Source organism: Pseudooceanicola sp. HF7 (assembly GCF_011806405.1).
Taxonomy (GTDB): domain Bacteria; phylum Pseudomonadota; class Alphaproteobacteria; order Rhodobacterales; family Rhodobacteraceae; genus Pseudooceanicola.
Genome location: NZ_JAATOW010000003.1, coordinates 68,190 through 85,344, shown reverse-complemented (window position 1 = coordinate 85,344; position 17,155 = coordinate 68,190). Strand labels below are relative to the sequence as shown.

Annotated in this window: 14 protein-coding genes and 1 pseudogene; 3 read left to right on the top strand and 12 right to left on the bottom strand. The window is 64.0% G+C overall.

Annotated elements, in window-relative coordinates; translation table 11 throughout:
• Nucleotides 1-15: 15 nt before the first annotated feature.
• Genes HCZ97_RS01775 through HCZ97_RS01765 form a run of 3 tightly spaced genes read right to left on the bottom strand, consistent with a single transcriptional unit; the run spans nucleotide 16 to nucleotide 3,830 of the window.
• Nucleotides 16-990: a TAXI family TRAP transporter solute-binding subunit gene (locus tag HCZ97_RS01775; RefSeq protein ID WP_167686958.1), complete on the bottom strand. Its 975-nt coding sequence runs from the start codon at nucleotides 988-990 to the stop codon at nucleotides 16-18.
• Complete coding sequence (locus HCZ97_RS01770) at nucleotides 987-2,924, bottom strand: TRAP transporter fused permease subunit (protein ID WP_167686957.1); 1,938 nt, start codon at nucleotides 2,922-2,924, stop codon at nucleotides 987-989. The genes HCZ97_RS01775 and HCZ97_RS01770 overlap by 4 nt, the downstream gene beginning before the upstream one ends.
• Before the next feature lie 3 nt (nucleotides 2,925-2,927).
• Nucleotides 2,928-3,830, bottom strand: a complete 903-nt coding sequence (locus HCZ97_RS01765) for an amidohydrolase family protein (RefSeq protein WP_167686956.1) — start codon at nucleotides 3,828-3,830, stop codon at nucleotides 2,928-2,930.
• Nucleotides 3,831-3,999: 169 nt separating this feature from the next.
• On the opposite strand from HCZ97_RS01765, the gene HCZ97_RS01760 reads away from it, so the two are divergent.
• Nucleotides 4,000-4,914: a LysR family transcriptional regulator gene (locus HCZ97_RS01760; RefSeq protein WP_167686955.1), complete on the top strand. Its 915-nt coding sequence runs from the start codon at nucleotides 4,000-4,002 to the stop codon at nucleotides 4,912-4,914.
• Between the two features lie 80 nt (nucleotides 4,915-4,994).
• Here HCZ97_RS01760 and HCZ97_RS01755 read toward each other — a convergent pair whose 3' ends face one another.
• The 7 genes from HCZ97_RS01755 to glpD form a co-directional block, all read right to left on the bottom strand.
• Entirely contained in the window at nucleotides 4,995-6,701 is a 1,707-nt protein-coding gene (locus HCZ97_RS01755; protein ID WP_167686954.1) for an ABC transporter substrate-binding protein, read from the bottom strand.
• A 68-nt stretch (nucleotides 6,702-6,769) separates the two neighbouring features.
• Entirely contained in the window at nucleotides 6,770-7,045 is a 276-nt protein-coding gene (locus HCZ97_RS01750; protein WP_167686953.1) for a DUF2160 domain-containing protein, read from the bottom strand.
• Nucleotides 7,046-7,258: 213 nt separating this feature from the next.
• Nucleotides 7,259-8,116, bottom strand: coding sequence for a carbohydrate ABC transporter permease (locus tag HCZ97_RS01745; protein ID WP_167686952.1), 858 nt, complete (start codon nucleotides 8,114-8,116; stop codon nucleotides 7,259-7,261).
• 1 nt (nucleotide 8,117) lies between these two features.
• Nucleotides 8,118-8,990, bottom strand: a complete 873-nt coding sequence (locus tag HCZ97_RS01740) for a carbohydrate ABC transporter permease (protein WP_167686951.1) — start codon at nucleotides 8,988-8,990, stop codon at nucleotides 8,118-8,120.
• Nucleotides 8,990-10,066 carry an ABC transporter ATP-binding protein gene (locus tag HCZ97_RS01735; protein WP_167686950.1) on the bottom strand — a complete coding sequence of 359 codons (1,077 nt, stop codon included), beginning with the start codon at nucleotides 10,064-10,066 and terminating at the stop codon, nucleotides 8,990-8,992. Before HCZ97_RS01735 ends, HCZ97_RS01740 begins: the two co-directional genes overlap by 1 nt.
• Before the next feature lie 10 nt (nucleotides 10,067-10,076).
• Complete coding sequence (locus tag HCZ97_RS01730) at nucleotides 10,077-11,162, bottom strand: ABC transporter ATP-binding protein (protein WP_167686949.1); 1,086 nt, start codon at nucleotides 11,160-11,162, stop codon at nucleotides 10,077-10,079.
• A 24-nt stretch (nucleotides 11,163-11,186) separates the two neighbouring features.
• Entirely contained in the window at nucleotides 11,187-12,800 is a 1,614-nt protein-coding gene (gene glpD, locus HCZ97_RS01725) for a glycerol-3-phosphate dehydrogenase (protein ID WP_167686948.1), read from the bottom strand.
• A 299-nt stretch (nucleotides 12,801-13,099) separates the two neighbouring features.
• Between glpD and HCZ97_RS01720 the strand changes: the two genes are divergently transcribed.
• The gene (locus HCZ97_RS01720; RefSeq protein WP_167686947.1) at nucleotides 13,100-13,870 is read left to right on the top strand and encodes a DeoR/GlpR family DNA-binding transcription regulator; all 771 of its coding nucleotides are present in this window, start codon (nucleotides 13,100-13,102) and stop codon (nucleotides 13,868-13,870) included.
• 149 nt (nucleotides 13,871-14,019) lie between these two features.
• On the opposite strand, the gene HCZ97_RS01715 is transcribed toward HCZ97_RS01720, so the two are convergent.
• On the bottom strand, nucleotides 14,020-16,425 hold the full coding sequence (locus HCZ97_RS01715) for a methyl-accepting chemotaxis protein (protein WP_254871295.1): 2,406 nt from the start codon (nucleotides 16,423-16,425) through the stop codon (nucleotides 14,020-14,022).
• 87 nt (nucleotides 16,426-16,512) lie between these two features.
• Nucleotides 16,513-16,776 carry a hypothetical protein gene (locus HCZ97_RS01710; protein ID WP_167686945.1) on the bottom strand — a complete coding sequence of 88 codons (264 nt, stop codon included), beginning with the start codon at nucleotides 16,774-16,776 and terminating at the stop codon, nucleotides 16,513-16,515.
• A gap of 79 nt (nucleotides 16,777-16,855) precedes the next feature.
• On the opposite strand from HCZ97_RS01710, the pseudogene HCZ97_RS20790 reads away from it, so the two are divergent.
• Nucleotides 16,856-17,148, top strand: a pseudogene (locus tag HCZ97_RS20790) (SDR family oxidoreductase); the annotation flags it as partial.
• Nucleotides 17,149-17,155: the final 7 nt, after the last annotated feature.

Genomic DNA, 17,155 nt, shown 5'->3' with positions numbered 1-17,155 from the left:
GCCGAGGCGCGGGGTTTATTCGCCGACGGGAATGCCGGCTTCCTCGTAGTAGCGCAGCGCGCCGGCGTGGTAGGTCACCTCGCTGGCCGGGGCCATGGCCTGGGCGTCAAAGGCGTTGAACGCGCCGAAAGAGGCCACCAGCGCATCCTTGTTCTCGGCCACCGACTTGGTGACTTCATAGACCAGGTCCTCGCTCGCGTCGCCGTTGGTCATCATCACCCAGGGGATGCTCATGATGTTGGCGGCGTGGTCCTGCAGGCCGTTGATGTTGTCGTTCTGCTCCATCGGCAGGATCGCCCCCGCCGGCAGGAAGTCCTTGAACGCCTTTTCGCCCTCGGGCGAGTTGTCCAGCGACACGTAGCACAGCCCGCCGCGGTTCTTCAGCTTGACCGAGGCCTGCTGACCCGCGCCGGAGTTCAGCGACACCAGCGCCACGTCCACCAGGTCATCGCCCAGGGCGTTCATGCCGGCCACGAAGTTGGGCACCGGCACCTGCTGGAAATCGTCATAGGTCAGGCCCGCGTTGGCCAGGCCGCCCATGATGTAGAAGGGGATGATCGTGGAAGAGGTATATTCCGAGGCAATGCGCAGATCGCCGGCCTGTTCCTTCAGGTCCGCCACGGTTTCCAGCCCCAGGTCGCAAGGCGCCATCAGGCCCGTGCGCAGGTTGAACATCGTGCCGACGAGCTGGATGTTGGGGTTTTCACGGGTGTAGTTGCCGGTGCCGCTCACGGCATAGCCGATCTCCACCAGGTTGGAGAAACCGAAGTCGACCTCGCCCGCGTTGATCAGCGGCAGGTAGCCCACCAGCGGCTGGGTCCGGGCGGTGATGCCGGCGTCATTGGCCACCTTGGCTACGGCCTGGCCGGTGTTGTAGGCCAGAGAGCCCTGTGCGCCGGATGCGATGGTCACGACCTGCGCCTGTGCAGCGCCCGCCAGGCCGAAGCCCAGGACAGCTGCGGCGACAAGGTTTGTCTTGTTGATGTTCATGAGTGGTATCCTCCCTTGGTGAACTCATGTCGGGATCTGCCCCGAAGGGACAGGAAGACGGCAAGTGCGATGGTCAGCCCGGCCGCGATGAAATGGATCGTGTCGCCCGCGGGCAGGAAGCCCAGCGGCAACGCGAAGAAGCCCAGCACGCCGACCAGCAGCCGCAGCACGGTGCTGAGCGGCCCGGCCCAGTAGCCCACGATCCCGGCGGTGATCGCCACGATGGCCAGGGCCGACAGCGCCAGGTTGACGGCGATCTGTACCCAGGTCCCGTCCATCAGCAGCGCCGGTGTGGCGACGAAGAGGAAGGGCAGGATGAAGGCCGCCCAGCCCACCCGCATGGAGGCCACGCCGGTGCCCAGCGGATCGTCCTTGGTGATCGTGGCCGCCGCGAAAGAGGCCAGCGCCACCGGTGGCGTGATCATCGACATCATCCCGAAGTAGAGGATGAACATATGAGCGGCGATCGGGGTGATCCCGGCCTCGACCAGGCTGGGGGCGACCAGCGCGGCCAGCAGCACGTAAACGCCGGAGGTCGGCATCCCCATGCCCAGCACGATGCAGATCACCGCAGAGACCAGCAGAAGCAGGACGATACTGCTGCCCACGGAATCCACCAGCACCAGCGTCAGGGCAAAGCCCAGGCCCGTGATGTTCAGGATGCCGATGACGAAACCGGCTGCAGCTACCACCAAGATCAGGCTGATCATGGAATTGCCGGTATCGACAAAGACCTTGCCCAGCGTGCGCAGGGTCAGGCGGTCTCCGCGATAGCCGCGCAGGAAGCCCACCGCCACGATGGCGACAGAGGCCAGCAGCGCCGATTGCTCCGGGTCCATCCGCCAGACGAAAAGCGCCGCCAGTAGGATGGCGAAGGGCACCACGAAGTGCCAGCCTTCCTTAAGGACCTGGCGGGTCGTCAGCGTGTCGCTCTCTACCGGGGCGATCTTGTCACGCGCCGCGATCAGGTCAACCTGGGTAAAGACCGCCAGGTAGTAGAGCGCCGCTGGCAGCAGGGCTGCGCCGGCCACGGTCATGTAGGGGATCTCAAGGAACTCGGCCATCAGGAAGGCCGCGGCCCCCATGATCGGCGGGGTCAGCTGGCCACCGGTCGAGGCGACGGCCTCGATCGCGCCGGCGTCGCGCTTGCTGTATCCGCCGCGCTGCATCAGCGGGATGGTGACCACGCCCGTGGTCACCACGTTGGATACTGCGGAACCGGAGATGGAGCCGAACAGCGCAGAGCCGAAGACGGAGATCTTGGCACTGCCGCCGCGCGACCGGCCCGTTGCGGCCATGGCGAGATCGGTAAAGAAATTGCCCCCGCCGGCCGCAAAGAGAAGTTGGCCGAAGAAGACGAAGAGCAGGACGATGATCGTGCCGACGGCCAGGGGCGAGGAATAGACCGCGTTCGGGTCAAAGCCCACGTATTGCACCAGCCGTTCCAGGCTGAGCTCCTTGCCGATCAGACGGCCCGGCACCTGGTCGGCGAAAAGCGCATAGACCAGGAAAACGGCGACGATGGAAAACAGCATCCAGCCAGCCTTGCGCCGGATGCCCTCCATCACCGCAATGGTGACCACCGCGCCGCTCAGCGTGATCTGCCAGGGGCGGTAGAATTGTTCCTGCAACAGCCAGACGAAATCCCAGGCTGTGTACATCAGCGTGGCAAGGCAGATCGCCGCCAGCAGGCAGTAGATCCAGCCCGTCGACTTCAGCTTGCCGTCCTCCAGCGCGAAGCCCAAGAAGGCCACTGTCAGGGTCAGGCCCAGCTGGAAGGCCATGTATTGCTGCGGCAGCACCGCAATGCCCAGCCGCGTCGGCAGGTCGATGTTCCACAGGATACAGGCGACGACCATCAGGCTCGCCAGCCCGCCCGCGACCCAGGCGATCGGTGACATCGCGCGCAGGCTCATGTCGTTGGAATCAGTCATGTCTCAGTCCTCCCCCGGCCAGTACAGCCTCATGGGATTGTCGACCAGCAAGGCCTGCCGGGCCTGCTCCGTGACGGCGATCTTCGGGATCATGTCCGTCAGCAGCCCGTCATCGGGCATATGGCTGATCATGTTGGGATGGGGCCAATCCGTGCCCCAGAGCACGCGATCGGGGAAGGTCTCCACCAGCTTGCGCGCGAAGGGCACCACGTCCTCGTAGGCCGGCGGTCCGGAAACAGTCAGCCGCTCGGGGCAGGACACCTTGACCCAGATGTCCGGGTTGCCCTCCAGCATGGCGATGAACTGACCGAACTCGGCGCTCTCGGCGCCCTTGGTCACATCCGGGCGGCCCATGTGATCGACCACGATGGTCGTGCCAAGCCGGGCGATCAGCGGCGCCACGCGCTCCAGGTCGGGGGCTTCGAAATAGACAACGATATGCCAGCCCAGCGGCTTGATCCGGGCGGCGATGCTTTCAAAGACCTCGTCCGGCGTGTCATCGACCAGCCGCTTGACGAAGTTGAAGCGCACGCCGCGCACACCGGCGGCATGCAGCGCCTCAAGCTCTTCATCGGTGATGTCTGCGCCCACGACCGCGACACCGCGCGCGCGCCCCTCGGAGCCCTCGAGCGCGTCGACCAGCGCGGCATTGTCCTTGCCGTGGCAGGTCGCCTGCACGATCACATTGCGGCTGAAGCCCAGGAAATCGCGCAGCTCGAACAGCTTTTCCTTGGGGGCATCGACGGGGGTGTACTTGCGCTCTGGCGCAAAGGGAAAGGCGGCGGACGGGCCGAAGACATGGCAATGGGCATCCACGGCGCCGGCGGGCGGCACGTAGTCGGGCCGGGTCGGCGCGGCACAGAAAGGCAGGTAGCCCGCGGAACTCGATTTATCATGCGCGGTCATGCCTGCACTCCCTTGGACTCTGTCATTGATATGGATCCTCCTTGGCGCCGGACTCTCCTTGTCCGGGCCTTCTCGTTCCTCCTGGTCGGGGCAGCTAAACGAATCCTTTACCATTTGGCAAATTTTTGCTCTTTCTTTCCAATATCACTCAAAATGATAATGGTGACGAATGATCCGCAATTTCGACATGAACCTGCTGGTGGTCTTCAACACCCTGATGGAAGAGCGCAGCGTGACCCGGACCGGCGAAAGACTGGGCCGGACGCAATCGGCGATCTCCAACTCCTTGAAAAAGCTCAGGGAGGCCATGGGGGATCCGCTTTTCCTGCGCGAAGCCTCCGGGCTGGTGCCCACGGCGCGCGCAGCCGCGCTGGCGCCGGAAGTGGAACGGATCATCCAGCGCACGGAAAGCTGCCTGCAGCAGGACGTGGAGATCGACCTTGCGACAAATGACTCCCATTTCGTGATCGGCGCCCCTGACCGGCTGAGCCTGCCGCTCTTCCTGCCGGTCATGCGCCACATCCACGCGGTGGCGCCCAACATGCAGGTGGACCTGCGCACGGCGGACCGGGATGTCTCCATCCGGCTGCTGGGCAGCGGGGATATCGACCTTGGCATCGGCTGGTTCGATGAGCTGCCCCCGCGGATGCACCGCTCCGTTGCCTTTTCCGAGGCGCTGGTCTGCCTTTGCCGCCGGGATCACCCCATTGCCCGCGCCGCCCCGAAGGCGGCAGAGCTTGAGATGCTGCTGCAATATCCCCACGTTGTCGTGCGCTCGGGCGGGGGGCGCCATGCCGCCTTCGATGCGATCCTGGAAAGCCGTGGCTACAAGCGGCAGGTGCAATGCGCGCTGACCAATTTCACCCTGGTACCGCACTTGCTGCGCGGCAGCGACCAGGTGGGGATCTTCACCAAGCGGACTGCGGATTACTTTGCCGCCAACTACGAGCTGACGACCATTCCCATCACGCTCGAGATCGCCCCGATCCATCACGAGATCGTCTGGCATTCCCGCTTTACCGGCGATCCCGCCCACCGCTGGCTGCGCGACACCGTGCTGAAGGCCTGCTCTGGCGACCAGTGAAAGCGGCCGATACCCGCAAAGAAAAACGCGGGGCCGGTAAGGGCCCCGCGCAGGGTCAGGTTAACTGGGACCAGGGGGCCTTACTGCTCCCAGGACTTGATCAGCTCATCGTAGGAAACGGTCTGCGGCTCTTCGTCCTCGTTCTCCAGCTTCGCCTTGGGCGAACCTTCCTGGGACAGCCAGTATTCCGGATCCTGCTCTTCGTTCAGCTTCGGACCGATGTCGCCCTGGATGCCGGCACGCTCAAGCCGTTCCATCACGCGCTCCTGGTCGGCACAAAGGGCATCAAGCGCTTCCTGCGGAGTTTTCGCGCCGGACATCGCATCGCCGATGTTCTGCCACCACAGCTGCGCCAGCTTGGGGTAGTCAGGTACATTGGTGCCGGTCGGGGACCAGGCAACGCGCGCGGGCGAGCGGTAGAATTCCACCAGGCCACCCAGCTTGTCCGAACGTTCGGTGAAGCTTTCGTGGTTGATGGAGCTGTCGCGGATAAAGGTCAGACCCACGTGGCTTTTCTTCGTGTCCACCGTCTTGGAGGTCACGAACTGCGCGTAAAGCCAGGCCGCCTTGGCGCGGTCTTCGGGCGTGGATTTCATCAGCGTCCAGCTGCCCACATCCTGGTAGCCGATCTTGGTGCCCTCTTCCCAGTAGGCGCCATGCGGGCTGGGGGCCATGCGCCACTTGGGCGTGCCGTCCTCGTTCATAACCGGCAGGCCGGGTTTCACCGTGTCGGCGGTGAAGGCGGTGTACCAGAACATCTGCTGGGCCACGTTGCCCTGCGCCGGGATCGGGCCAGCCTCAGAGAAGGTCATGCCGGCCGCCGCGGGGGGCGTGTACTTTTCCAGCCATTCGATGGCCTTGGTCACAGCGTAGACTGCAGCCGGGCCATTGGTGGCCCCGCCGCGCGCAACGCAGGAGCCCACGGGCTGGGATTGTTCGTTCACGCGGATGCCCCATTCGTCGACTGGCAGGCCGTTCGGCTCACCCTTGGATCCGGCACCGGCCATGGACAGCCAGGCATCAGTATAGCGCCAGCCCAAGCTGGGGTCCTTCTTGCCGTAATCCATGTTGCCATAGATCTCTTCCTCGATGCCCATGTGGGACAGGTCGCGCCCGGTGAAGAACTCTGCGATGTCCTCATAGGCGGTCCAGTTCACCGGCACGCCCAGTTCGTAACCGTATTTCTCCTGGAAATCGGCCTTGTTCTTCTCGTCGTTGAACCAGTCGTAGCGGAACCAGTAGAGGTTGGCGAACTGCTGGGTCGGCAGCTGGTACAGCTTGCCATCCGGGGCAGAGGTGAAATCGGTCCCGATGAAATCATCGATATCCAGGCCCGGGTTGGTCACATCAGCGCCCTCGCCCGCCATCCAGTCGGTCAGGTTGCGCACCTGCTGGTAGCGCCAGTGGGTGCCGATCAGGTCGGAATCGTTGACATAGGCGTCATAGATGTTCTGGCCAGACTGCATCTGGGTCTGCAGCTTCTCGACCACGTCGCCCTCACCGATCAGGTCGTGAGTGACATTGATGCCGGTGATCGCGGTGAAGGCCGGGGCCAGCACCTGGCTTTCGTATTCATGGGTGGTGATGGTTTCCGACACCACCTTGATGTCCATGCCCGCAAAGGGGGCGGCGGCATCGATGAACCACTGCATCTCTGCTTCCTGCTCCGCGCGGCTGAGCGCGGACATGTCGATTTCCGAATCCAGGAATGACTTTGCCGCCTCCATGTCCGCAAAGGCCGGGCCCGCTAGGACCAGCAGGGCTGCCGTTGTCGTTCTGAGTTTCATTTTCGGTTTCCTCCCGTTGATTTGATTTTTTTCGGCGGCGGGCTCCTCTTTCCCGGCCGCCCGTGGTGCTACACCCAGCGAAAGACCGCTGCGGCATAGGCAAGACAGACAAGCAGCGCATAGGGCTGCGTGTCGGGCCCGATCAGCCCCAGCCAGGCCAGGTTGATAAAGGCAGAGCCAAGCAGCGTGATGAACAACCGATCCCCGCGCGTGGTCTCGATCCGCAGCACGCCGGTGCGCGGCGTTTCGGGGATTTTCACGGCCAGCACCGTGAAGGTTATCAACAGCCCCGCGATGACCATGAAGAAGATCGCCGTGGGCCAGGTCCATGCCATCCATGCCATGTCAGAGCTCCTCCCTGATTGGATAGTATCGGAACGGATCGCCGCGCCCTCCCTGACCACGCCGCTCAATCCGACCTTCTTCCGAAAGCCCGCGACAGGACGGGTTCACACGCTGCTGCCTTGCTCCGGGTCCAAGTATTTCCTCTGCGATTTCCACTTCTGTCAGACCCGAACGGCGGTGAACCAGATCCTCGACATCTTCGCGCACGCTCATCACACCCTCCCCAGGGCAAAGCCCTTGGCGATATAGTTGCGCACGAACCAGATGACCAAGGCGCCCGGCACGATGGTTAGCACCCCCGCCGCGGCTAGCACGCCCCAGTCGATGCCGGACGCGCCTTGCGTGCGGGTCATGATCGCCGCGATGGGTTTCGCATCCACGGTGGTCAGCGTGCGCGACAAGAGCAGCTCCACCCAGGAGAACATGAAGCAGAAGAAAGCCGCGACCCCGATGCCGGAAGCGATCAGCGGCATGAAGATCTTCACGAAGAACTTCCCGAAGCTGTAGCCATCGATATAGGCGGTCTCGTCAATCTCCTTCGGGACACCGCGCATGAAGCCTTCCAGGATCCAGACCGCCAGCGGCACGTTGAAGAGGCAATGGGCCAGCGCCACGGCGATATGGGTGTCGAACAGGCCCACGCTGGAATAGAGCTGGAAGAAGGGCAGCGCGAAGACCGCCGGCGGCGCCATGCGGTTGGTCAGCAGCCAGAAGAACAGGTGCTTGTCGCCAACGAAGCTGTAGCGCGAAAAGGCATAGGCCGCAGGCAAGGCCACCGCCAGGCTGATGGCGGTGTTCATCACCACGTAGATCAGCGAATTGACGTAGCCCATATACCAGGCCGGATCGCTCAGGATCGTGGCGTAATTCGCCAGTGTCAGATCACGTGGCCAAAGCGTGAAGCTGTTCAGGATCTCCGCATTGGTCTTCAGGCTCATGTTCAGCAGCCAGTAGATCGGCAGCAGCAGGAACAGCAGGTACAGCGTCATCACCACGGCGCGGGAGTTCACCCGAAAGCGCGGCCGGGCGCGCGGGACGGCAGCAGGGGCTGTTGCGGTCGCGTCGCTCATCTTACAGTCCCTCCTGCTTTTCCAGGTTCACCATGACGGTGTAGAAGACCCATGAAATGAGCAGGATCGTCAGGAAATACATCAGGCTGAAGGCCGCCGCCGGGCCCAGGTCGAACTGCCCCAGCGCCATTTTCACAAGGTCGATGGAGAGCAGCGTGGTGGCATTGCCCGGCCCGCCGCCGGTGACAACGAAGGGCTCTGTATAGATCATGAAACTGTCCATGAAGCGCAGCAGGATGGCGATCATCAGCACGCCCATGATCTTTGGCAGCTCGATATAGCGGAAGACCTTCCAGCGGCTGGCTTGGTCGATCTTGGCCGCCTGGTAATAGGCATCGGGGATGGATTTCAGCCCCGCATAGGCCAGCAGCGCCACCAGCGACGTCCAGTGCCAGACATCCATCACCACCACGGTGATCCAGGCCGCCAGCACGTCCTGAGTGTAGTTGTAATCCACCCCCAGCTTGTCCAGCGTATAGCCCAGCAGCCCGATGTCCACGCGCCCGAAGATCTGCCAGATCGTGCCGACCACGTTCCAGGGGATCAGCAGCGGCAGCGACATCAGAACCAGGCAGACAGAGACCCAGAACCCCTTCTTGGGCATGTTCAGCGCCACGATCACGCCCAGCGGCACCTCGATCGCCAGGATCACGCCGGAAAAGAACAATTGCCGCGTCAGCGCATCCCACATGCGTTCCGAATGCAGCATCTCCTCGAACCACTCCAGGCCCGCCCAGAAGAACTGGTTGTTCCCGAAGGTGTCCTGGACCGAGTAGTTGACCACTGTCATCAGAGGCACCACCGCAGAGAAGGCGACCAGCAGCAGCACCGGCAGGACAAGGAACCAGGCTTTCTGGTTTACCGTCTTTTCCATCACGCGGCCTCCCCTGCGACGCGCCAGTCATCGGCGTAGACATTGACGTGGCCGGGATCGAAGCTGACCCGGTTCATGTCGGCGCTGATATGATCGTCCTCGCCGGCGATGATGTTCAGCTCATGGCCGAAGAACTCTGCCCGCACGATCTTGTGGCGACCCACGTCCTCTACCCGGCGCACCTTGACGGGCAGCCCCTCGGATTGGGACAGGCGGGCGAACTCGGGGCGCACGCCGATCTCCACCTTGCCGGTAAGCGGCCCGTAGCCGCGCTCCAGCAGCAGCTCGGTGCCGTCGATATAGGCGCGGTTGCCCTCTACCCGGGCCGGGATCACGTTCATGCCCGGCGAGCCGATGAAATAGCCCACGAAGGTATGTTCGGGACGTTCGAACAGCTCTTCGGGCGTGCCGGTCTGGACCACGCGGCCATCATGCATGACCACCACCTTGTCGGCGAAGGTCAGCGCCTCTGTCTGGTCGTGGGTGACATAGATCATCGTATGGCCGAAATCCTGGTGCAGCTTGCGCAGCTGGGTGCGCAGCTCCCACTTCATATGCGGGTCGATCACCGTGAGGGGCTCATCGAAAAGCAGCGCGTTCACGTCCTTGCGCACCATGCCGCGGCCCAGGCTGATCTTCTGCTTGGCATCCGCCGTCAGCCCGCGCGCCTTGCGCTTCAGCATGTCCTCCATGCCGATCATCCGGGCGATCTCCTGCACGCGCTCGCGCACATAGGCCTCGTCCCGGCCACGGTTGCGCAGCGGGAAGGCCAGGTTGTCCTGCACGCTCATCGTGTCGTAGACCACCGGGAACTGGAACACCTGAGCGATGTTGCGCTCTGCCGTGGGGGCGCCGGTAACATCCTTGCCGTCGAACAGGATGCGGCCCTGGCTGGGCACCAGCAGGCCTGAGATGATGTTGAGCAGCGTGGACTTCCCGCAGCCCGAGGCCCCCAGAAGCGCATAGGCCGCGCCGTCCTGCCAGTCGTGGTTCAGCTCCTTGAGCGCATAATCTGCCTCCGATCCGGGATCGGGCAGGTAGGCATGCGCCAGGTTATCAAGCGTGATCTTTGCCATACCGCCCCCCTCAGGCCGCCACTGCATAGGGCGCCGGGGCCACCAGCCGCCCGCCCTCGTCGAAGATGTAGACATGGCGCGGATCCAGGTAGACCTTGAGCGCCGCGCCGGGCGTCAGGGCATGGACGCCATGCACCAGCCCCACCCAGCGCTCGCCATGATGATCCAGGTGCACGAAGGTCTCAGAGCCGGTCAGCTCCGTCACGGTGAGCGTGGGGGTGAATTCCACGGCGTCCCCGCTGTGGCGCCCGATCTCAAGGTGGTTGGGCCGGAAGCCGGCCGTGTAGCGCCCGTCGGGCAGATCGCGCAACTTGCCGGTGACCGGGGCCGCCTGCCCCTTGCCGAACATCAGCTTCGACCCGGTCTTGGAGACCTGAAGGAAGTTCATCGGCGGATCGGAAAAGACCCGCGCCGTGGTCGCATCCACCGGCTGGCGATAAACCTGCGCCGTGGGGCCGAACTGGGTGATCCGCCCCTCCCAGAGAGTCGCCACTCGGCCTCCCAGCAAGAGCGCCTCTTCCGGTTCGGTGGTGGCATAGACGAAGACCGCGCCTGAGGCCTCGAAGATCTTCGGGATCTCCACCCGCAGCTCCTCGCGCAGCTTGTAATCCAGGTTCGCTAGCGGCTCGTCCAGCAGGACCAGCCCGGCATTCTTGACCAGCGCGCGCGCCAAGGCGCAGCGCTGCTGCTGGCCGCCCGAAAGCTCAAGGGGCTTGCGGTCCAGCATCGGCGTCAGCTTCATCAGCTCTGCCGTTTCGCGCACGCGGGCGTCCACTTCTCTTGGGCTCACGCCCATCAGCTTCATCGGAGAGGCGATGTTGTCGTAGACCGTCATCGAGGGGTAGTTGATGAACTGCTGGTAGACCATGGCGATCTTGCGGTCCTGCACCCGCATGCCGGTCACGTCCTGCCCTTCCCAGAAGATCCGGCCCTGGCCGGGCGCATCCAGCCCCGCCATCAGCCGCATCAGCGTGGTCTTGCCCGACAGCGTCGGCCCAAGCAGCACGTTCATGGTCCCGCGGTCGAGCGTCAGATCGGTCGGGTGCAGATGCACCTGCCCGTCGACGGCCTTCGACACGCCTTTCAACTCCAGCATTGGGTCTCCTCCCCCCTTTTTGGTTTATTCGGCTGCGGCGCGCTCCTCTGCCCGCCGTGCCGCCATCCAGTCCTGCAGCACCGCGACCTCCCCATCGCTCAGCCGCAGCCCCAACTTGTTGCGCCGCCACAGGACATCCTCTGCCGTGTGCGCATATTCCTTTTCCATCAGCCAGCTGACCTCGGCCCCCGTGAGAGTCGCGCCGAAATCGGGGCCCAGGTCGCCCGGCCCCCGCGCATCGCCCAGGATCTCCGCAGCCTCCGTGCCATAGGCGCGGACCAGCCGGCGGGCCCAGAACTCCGTCAGGAAGGGATAGGCCTTCCTGAGCCAGGCGATCTGGTCCTCCACGCCGTCCACCGGGAAATCGCCGCCCGGCAGCGCCACCCCCGCCGTCCAGGCCGGTTTCAGGCCTGGCACATGGGGCTCCAGCGCCTCAAGCGCGCTTTCGGCCAGCCGCCGGTAGGTGGTGATCTTGCCGCCGAAGATGTTCAGCAGCGGCGCGCCGCCCGTGGCCTCCAGCTTCAGCGTGTAATCTCGCGTCGCCGCCGTGGCGCTGCTGGCGCCATCGTCATAGAGCGGGCGCACGCCGGAATAGGTCCAGACGATGTCTTCGTCGGACAGGCTTTCCTTGAAGTACTGGTTCGCGAAATCCAGCAGGTAGCGTTTCTCTTCCGGGGTGCAGACCGGCTTCACCTCCGGGTCTTCATGCTCTGCATCGGTGGTGCCGATCAGGGTGAAATCCGTCTCATAGGGGATGGCGAAGATAATCCGCCCATCCGTACCCTGGAAGAAGTAGCACTTGTCGTGATCGTAAAGCTTGCGCGTCACGATGTGAGAGCCGCGCACCAGGCGCAGCCCCTCGCGGGAATTGATATGGATGCGGCTTTGCAGGATATCCCCCACCCAGGGCCCGCCGGCATTGACCAGGATCCGGGCGTAATGGGTGCACAGCTCTCCGGTTTCGGTGTCGCGGGTGCCGATTTCCCACAGGTCGTCCTTGCGCTCTGCCCGGATGACGCCAGTACGGGTCATGATCCGCGCCCCGCGCGCCTCTGCGTCGCGGGCGTTCAGCACCACCAGCCGGGAATCCTCCACCCAGCAATCGGAATATTCAAAGGCCGTCTCGAAGCGATCCTGCAGCGGCGCGCCTTCCGGGCTGTTGCGCAAGTCCAGGGTCGCGGCCCCGGGCAGCTGCTTGCGCCCACCCAGGTTGTCGTAAAGGAACAACCCGAGCCGGATCAGCCAAGCCGGGCGGCGGCCCTTCATCCAGGGCATCACCGTGCTCAGCAGGCGCGAGGTCGGTGTTTCGGATTCGAACCGCATGTCCTTGTGGTAGGGCAGCACGAACCGCTTGGGCCAAGAGATATGCGGCATCGCCGACAGAAGCACCTCGCGTTCGATCAGGCTTTCGCGCACCAGCCGGAACTCAAAGTACTCAAGGTAGCGCAGCCCGCCATGAAACAGCTTTGTCGAAGCCGATGACGTGGCCGCGGCCAAGTCGTCCCGCTCCGCCAGGCAGACCTTCAGCCCCCGCCCTGCGGCGTCCCGCGCGATGCCGCAGCCATTGATGCCGCCGCCGATCACGAAAAGATCATGGATATCTGAATTGTCGCCGGCCACCGCTGGGAAATCCTTCATAGACGCAGGGGCGACGGAACCAATTGGCGCGCGTTAAGTCAACATTATTTTTCTTTTATTTTCGCTTTTCCCGTATAGCGAAAACGGATCGAAATCGCACATCCTTATGGAATCCCACGACTTCAAGGGGATTTCCGGGTTTTTCAGGGAATTTTCCCCGCCACGGGCGCCAAACTTCCCTGCCAGCTGGCCAACCCCGCGCCCAACCGCGTCGACTCGCCCTACCCGACGCTTGCGACTTGAAAGAAAACGAACAGCCTTCCATAGTCGGCGAACCCAAACGACCCGGAAGGAGCGTCATGTCGCTTTCGTTCAGACAATCCGACATCCTGACCATCGCCCGGACAGAGGGGCGCGTGACCGTGGACGGGCTGGCCGATCATTTCGGCGTCACAGCCCAGACCATCCGGCGCGACCTCTCCGAACTGGCCGACGCGGGCAAGCTTGACAGGGTGCACGGCGGTGCGGTCCTGCGCTCTGGCGTGTCCAATATCGGCTACGAGGACCGGCGCGGCCTGAACGAAGACGCAAAGACCGCCATCGCGCGGGCCTGCGCGGCGGAAATCCCCGATGGCGCCTCCATCTTCCTCAACATCGGCACCTCGACCGAGGCCGTGGCGCGCGAGCTTCTCAAGCACCGCGATCTGATGGTGGTGACCAACAACATCAATATCGCCAATATCCTGGCAGAAAATTCCGACAGCCAGATCGTCGTCACCGGCGGAGAACTGCGGCGCTCTGACGGCGGGCTGATCGGCAATCTCACCGTCTCCACCATCGACCGGTTTAAGTTCGACTACGCGGTGATCGGCTGCTCGGCGCTGGATCATGACGGCGACCTGATGGATTTCGACCTGGAAGAGGTCAAGGTCAGCCAGACCATCATCGCCCGCGCGCGGCGCACCTTCCTGGCCGCCGATCATTCCAAGTTCCAGCGCTCCGCCCCTGCGCGCATCGCCTCGCTGGCGAAGATCGACACGTTCTTCACGGATGAGCCGCTGCTGCCCGATCTGGCGGCGCGCTGCCGGGACTGGAACACCGGGGTAAAGGTCTGCGGCCCACAGCAGTAACCCTGCAATGATCCCGGCAGTAATCTTGCGTTAGACCCGTGCAGACCGCTGCCGAAAGGCGCTGTCTTCCTCACGCCCCCCCCAGGAACCACCCGGACCCGCAGGTGTTCAGCCAGCGCAGCCGCCGCCTGCCCAGCGCGCGTGCGGACTCAGAACTCGTTCCAATCCGCCTCCACAGCAGCCTGCCCGCCGCCCACGGCGGCCAGCTTCGGCGCCGGCACCGGCGCGCCCGGCGCGGGGGCCGCGGCCTTGCGATAGGTCCTGGTGGCCCGGTCCACCCCATGGAACTTCTGCAAGGCCCCCGCCAGCGTCGTCGCCTCTCCGCTCATGGAGATGCTGGCCGCCGTCATCTCTTCCAGAGAGGCCGCATTGGTCTGAGCGGTCTGGTCGATGGAGCGCACGGCCGTGTTCACCTCTTCGATGCCGACGGATTGCTCCTTCACCGCCAGGGTGATCTCCGAAATTTGCTGAGAGGCCTTTTCGACATCGGCAATGATCGTCTCGAAGGCCTTGCGCGACAGGGCCACCTGCTCGACCCCCGTCTCCACGCTCTGGTTGTTCAGGTCGATCACTTGGGTGATCTCCTGCACCGCTTCCTGCGACCGCTGCGCCAGGGCCCGCACCTCATAGGCCACCACGGAGAATCCGCGCCCGGCCTCGCCGGCCCGCGCCGCTTCCACGCCCGCGTTCAGCGCAAGCAGGTTGATCTGGAAGGCGATGTCCTCGATCACCTTGACCACGCGGTTGATCTCTTTCGAGGCCTCCGTCATCGCGTTGATCGAGGCCTCCGTGCGGTCCGACACCCGGCGCGTCTCATCGGCACTGTCGCGCACTTGGTTGGTCGCATCATTGGCCGCCTGCGCGTTCTGGACCACCTGGCGAATGCTCGCCGTGATCTCCTCCACCGCGGCAGAGGTCTGCTCGATGGCCGCGGCAGCCTCTTCAGCGCGCTTGGACATGTCGTTGGAGGACCGTTCCAGGTGGGAAGAGGTCTCTGACACGGTCTGCCCGCTGTCCATGATCTCTGCCATCGTCTGCGCCAGGATCATCAGGGCTGCGTTGAAATCCTCCTGCATGTTGCGGAAGACGCCCTGCCGCTCGCCCTCGATGCGGATGCCCAGGTTGCCCTGCGCCAGCTCCTTGATGCTCTTTACCACGTCCGCGATATTGGTTTCCGTGCCCTCCAGCAGGCGGTTGATCACCTCTGCCAGGCTGGCCAGCGCCGCGTCATCGATATCCTTCGACATCCGGTTGGAGAAGTTGCCCGCCGCGGCCTGGCCCAGAACGCGCTCCATGTCGGCCTGGAAATCCTGCATCCGCTGCATCCGGGTCCGCTCTGCCGCGCGCTCCTGTTTCTCGGCCGCGCGCTGCTCGGCTTCGATCTCCGCCTCGCGCGCTCGCGCCGCCTCCTCTGCCGCGCGTTCGTGCTGCTCCCGCGCTTTCACTTCCAGGGCCAGGTCCCGCGCCTTGCGGGCATTGTCCCGGAAGACGACCATGGCATTGGTCATCTTGCCGATCTCGTGCTTGTCCGCGCTCTGCTCGATCTCCAGATCCAGGTTGCCTTCTGCCAGCTCACCCATGTCCTGCGTGATCCTGTTCAGCCGGCCAGAGATCGACCGCCCGGTGAGAAAGGCCAGCACGGCCCCGATCAGCGCCCCCAGGACTACGGCGATCATGACCACGATGATGGACCGTTTCACCACGGTCGCCCCGGCAGAACCCAACATGTTCTGCCGCTCCTCCACCGCCGTCTCCACAGCCTCCACATGAGTCAGGGCCTCCGGGCCGATGGCATCCATGCGGCGGTACAGGGCGTTGCGCTCTTGAATGACGCGCGCCAGATCGCCGGAGGTCTCGTCGAAGCCGTCTAGATCCTGCATCGTGGCCCGGGTCAGGTCGCGGCGGCGCGGGTTCTGCAACTCCTCCATCAGCCCGGTCAGCCCGGCACGCGCAGCCTCGATCTCCTCTTCGGAGCGCACCTCATCCTCGGGCCGGTTGTCCACCAGGAAACGCTCCAGGTAGAAACGCGCCAGCATCAGGTTGGTCGCCGCCAGCCCCGCCGCCGAACTGGCCACCGCATCCCCGTCCCGGAGGGCGGTTTCCATCACCTCGGACAGCTGCTGGCGCGCCTTCAGCCCCAGCTCACTGGACCGGGCGACCAGCGCATCGCGCTGCTGCTGGAATCCGAACGCCCCTTCCAAGGCCTGCTCGTATTCCTCCAGCAGTATGGGCAGCCCCTCAAGCTCCCCGGCGATCTCATCCGCGCCAAATGTCTCTTGCAGCTGCGGCAATAGCGCCCTGACCTCATCCAGGCTGTCATGCAGATCTTCCAGGTGTTGCGGATCCCGCGTCAGCCGGTACTTGCTCGAGGCCAACCGCGCCTCGTACATCTTCTCGGAAATCTCTCCCGCCATCAGGCTCGACCGCGCGGTCGTGCGATACTCCACGAAGGTCTCCGCCAGCCTCCCCGTCTGGAAAGAGGCGAAAGCCCCCACGCCCACGACGAGGGCGATCATCGCAAACATCCCCGCGAAAATCTGCATCTTGATTGACATGGTCTCGATCCACCTGTTGCGCCCGGTATCTGCCGCTGGGTAAGGCACGCGCCTTAAGGTATGATTGAGGTCGCAAAGCCGAGTTGTTTAGAATTCTCCGCGGCGCGGCACATTGCCGGCCCGAACTGCGCCGCCCCCAAGCCCGCCGGAAAAACGCCCTTTGCCCCCATCCAGGGCGCGCGGGCCGTCGTCCTGATCTTCTCCTTCGGAGAGCGCAGCGCTATCGGCGGCTACGATGCCGGTTTCACGCTTGAGCAATACGCGAACCTGCCCGCCCGCTTCGCGGCCCTTCCGAAACACGTTGACCCTGGCCCCGGTGGGCACGATTGCCGAGCTGCTGATCGGGCCCATGGGCTGTTCACCATGTCCTTGGTGGTGGTGCTGGTGCGCGGCCGGATGGAGACTGATCGAAGCCTCGGGCGACCTTGGCACGACCAAACACGCCGATGTGGCCATGGTAAAGCAGATGGCCGCGGTCTACGCGCGTGAAAAGATCCGCTGCAACGCGCTCTGCCCCGGCTTCATCGACACCCCCTTCAACGCCGGGTTCGAAACCCAGATGGGCGGGCGGGCAGAGCTGGAAAGCTACGTGCAGAAACCATCCCCATGTACCGCTGGGCCTAGGTCGAGGAAATCGCCGAAGGCATCCTCTACCCCGCTACGGACCGCTTCACCTTCGTCACGGGCCTGGCCCTTGTCATCGACGGCGGAGAGGTGCTCTAGCCGCCCC

Bases quoted from the DNA above. Each gene is read 5' to 3' on its own strand.
- HCZ97_RS01740 (WP_167686951.1), bottom strand. From the start codon at position 8,990: ATGGAAAAGACGGTAAACCAGAAAGCCTGGTTCCTTGTCCTGCCGGTG.
- HCZ97_RS01750 (WP_167686953.1), bottom strand. From the start codon at position 7,045: ATGGCATGGATGGCATGGACCTGGCCCACGGCGATCTTCTTCATGGTC.
- HCZ97_RS01745 (WP_167686952.1), bottom strand. From the start codon at position 8,116: ATGAGCGACGCGACCGCAACAGCCCCTGCTGCCGTCCCGCGCGCCCGG.
- HCZ97_RS01760 (WP_167686955.1), top strand. From the start codon at position 4,000: ATGATCCGCAATTTCGACATGAACCTGCTGGTGGTCTTCAACACCCTG.
- HCZ97_RS01770 (WP_167686957.1), bottom strand. From the start codon at position 2,924: ATGACTGATTCCAACGACATGAGCCTGCGCGCGATGTCACCGATCGCC.
- HCZ97_RS01720 (WP_167686947.1), top strand. From the start codon at position 13,100: ATGTCGCTTTCGTTCAGACAATCCGACATCCTGACCATCGCCCGGACA.
- HCZ97_RS01715 (WP_254871295.1), bottom strand. From the start codon at position 16,425: ATGTCAATCAAGATGCAGATTTTCGCGGGGATGTTTGCGATGATCGCC.
- HCZ97_RS01775 (WP_167686958.1), bottom strand. From the start codon at position 990: ATGAACATCAACAAGACAAACCTTGTCGCCGCAGCTGTCCTGGGCTTC.
- HCZ97_RS01730 (WP_167686949.1), bottom strand. From the start codon at position 11,162: ATGCTGGAGTTGAAAGGCGTGTCGAAGGCCGTCGACGGGCAGGTGCAT.
- HCZ97_RS01735 (WP_167686950.1), bottom strand. From the start codon at position 10,066: ATGGCAAAGATCACGCTTGATAACCTGGCGCATGCCTACCTGCCCGAT.
- glpD (WP_167686948.1), bottom strand. From the start codon at position 12,800: ATGAAGGATTTCCCAGCGGTGGCCGGCGACAATTCAGATATCCATGAT.
- HCZ97_RS01765 (WP_167686956.1), bottom strand. From the start codon at position 3,830: ATGACCGCGCATGATAAATCGAGTTCCGCGGGCTACCTGCCTTTCTGT.
- HCZ97_RS01755 (WP_167686954.1), bottom strand. From the start codon at position 6,701: ATGAAACTCAGAACGACAACGGCAGCCCTGCTGGTCCTAGCGGGCCCG.
- HCZ97_RS01710 (WP_167686945.1), bottom strand. From the start codon at position 16,776: ATGGGCCCGATCAGCAGCTCGGCAATCGTGCCCACCGGGGCCAGGGTC.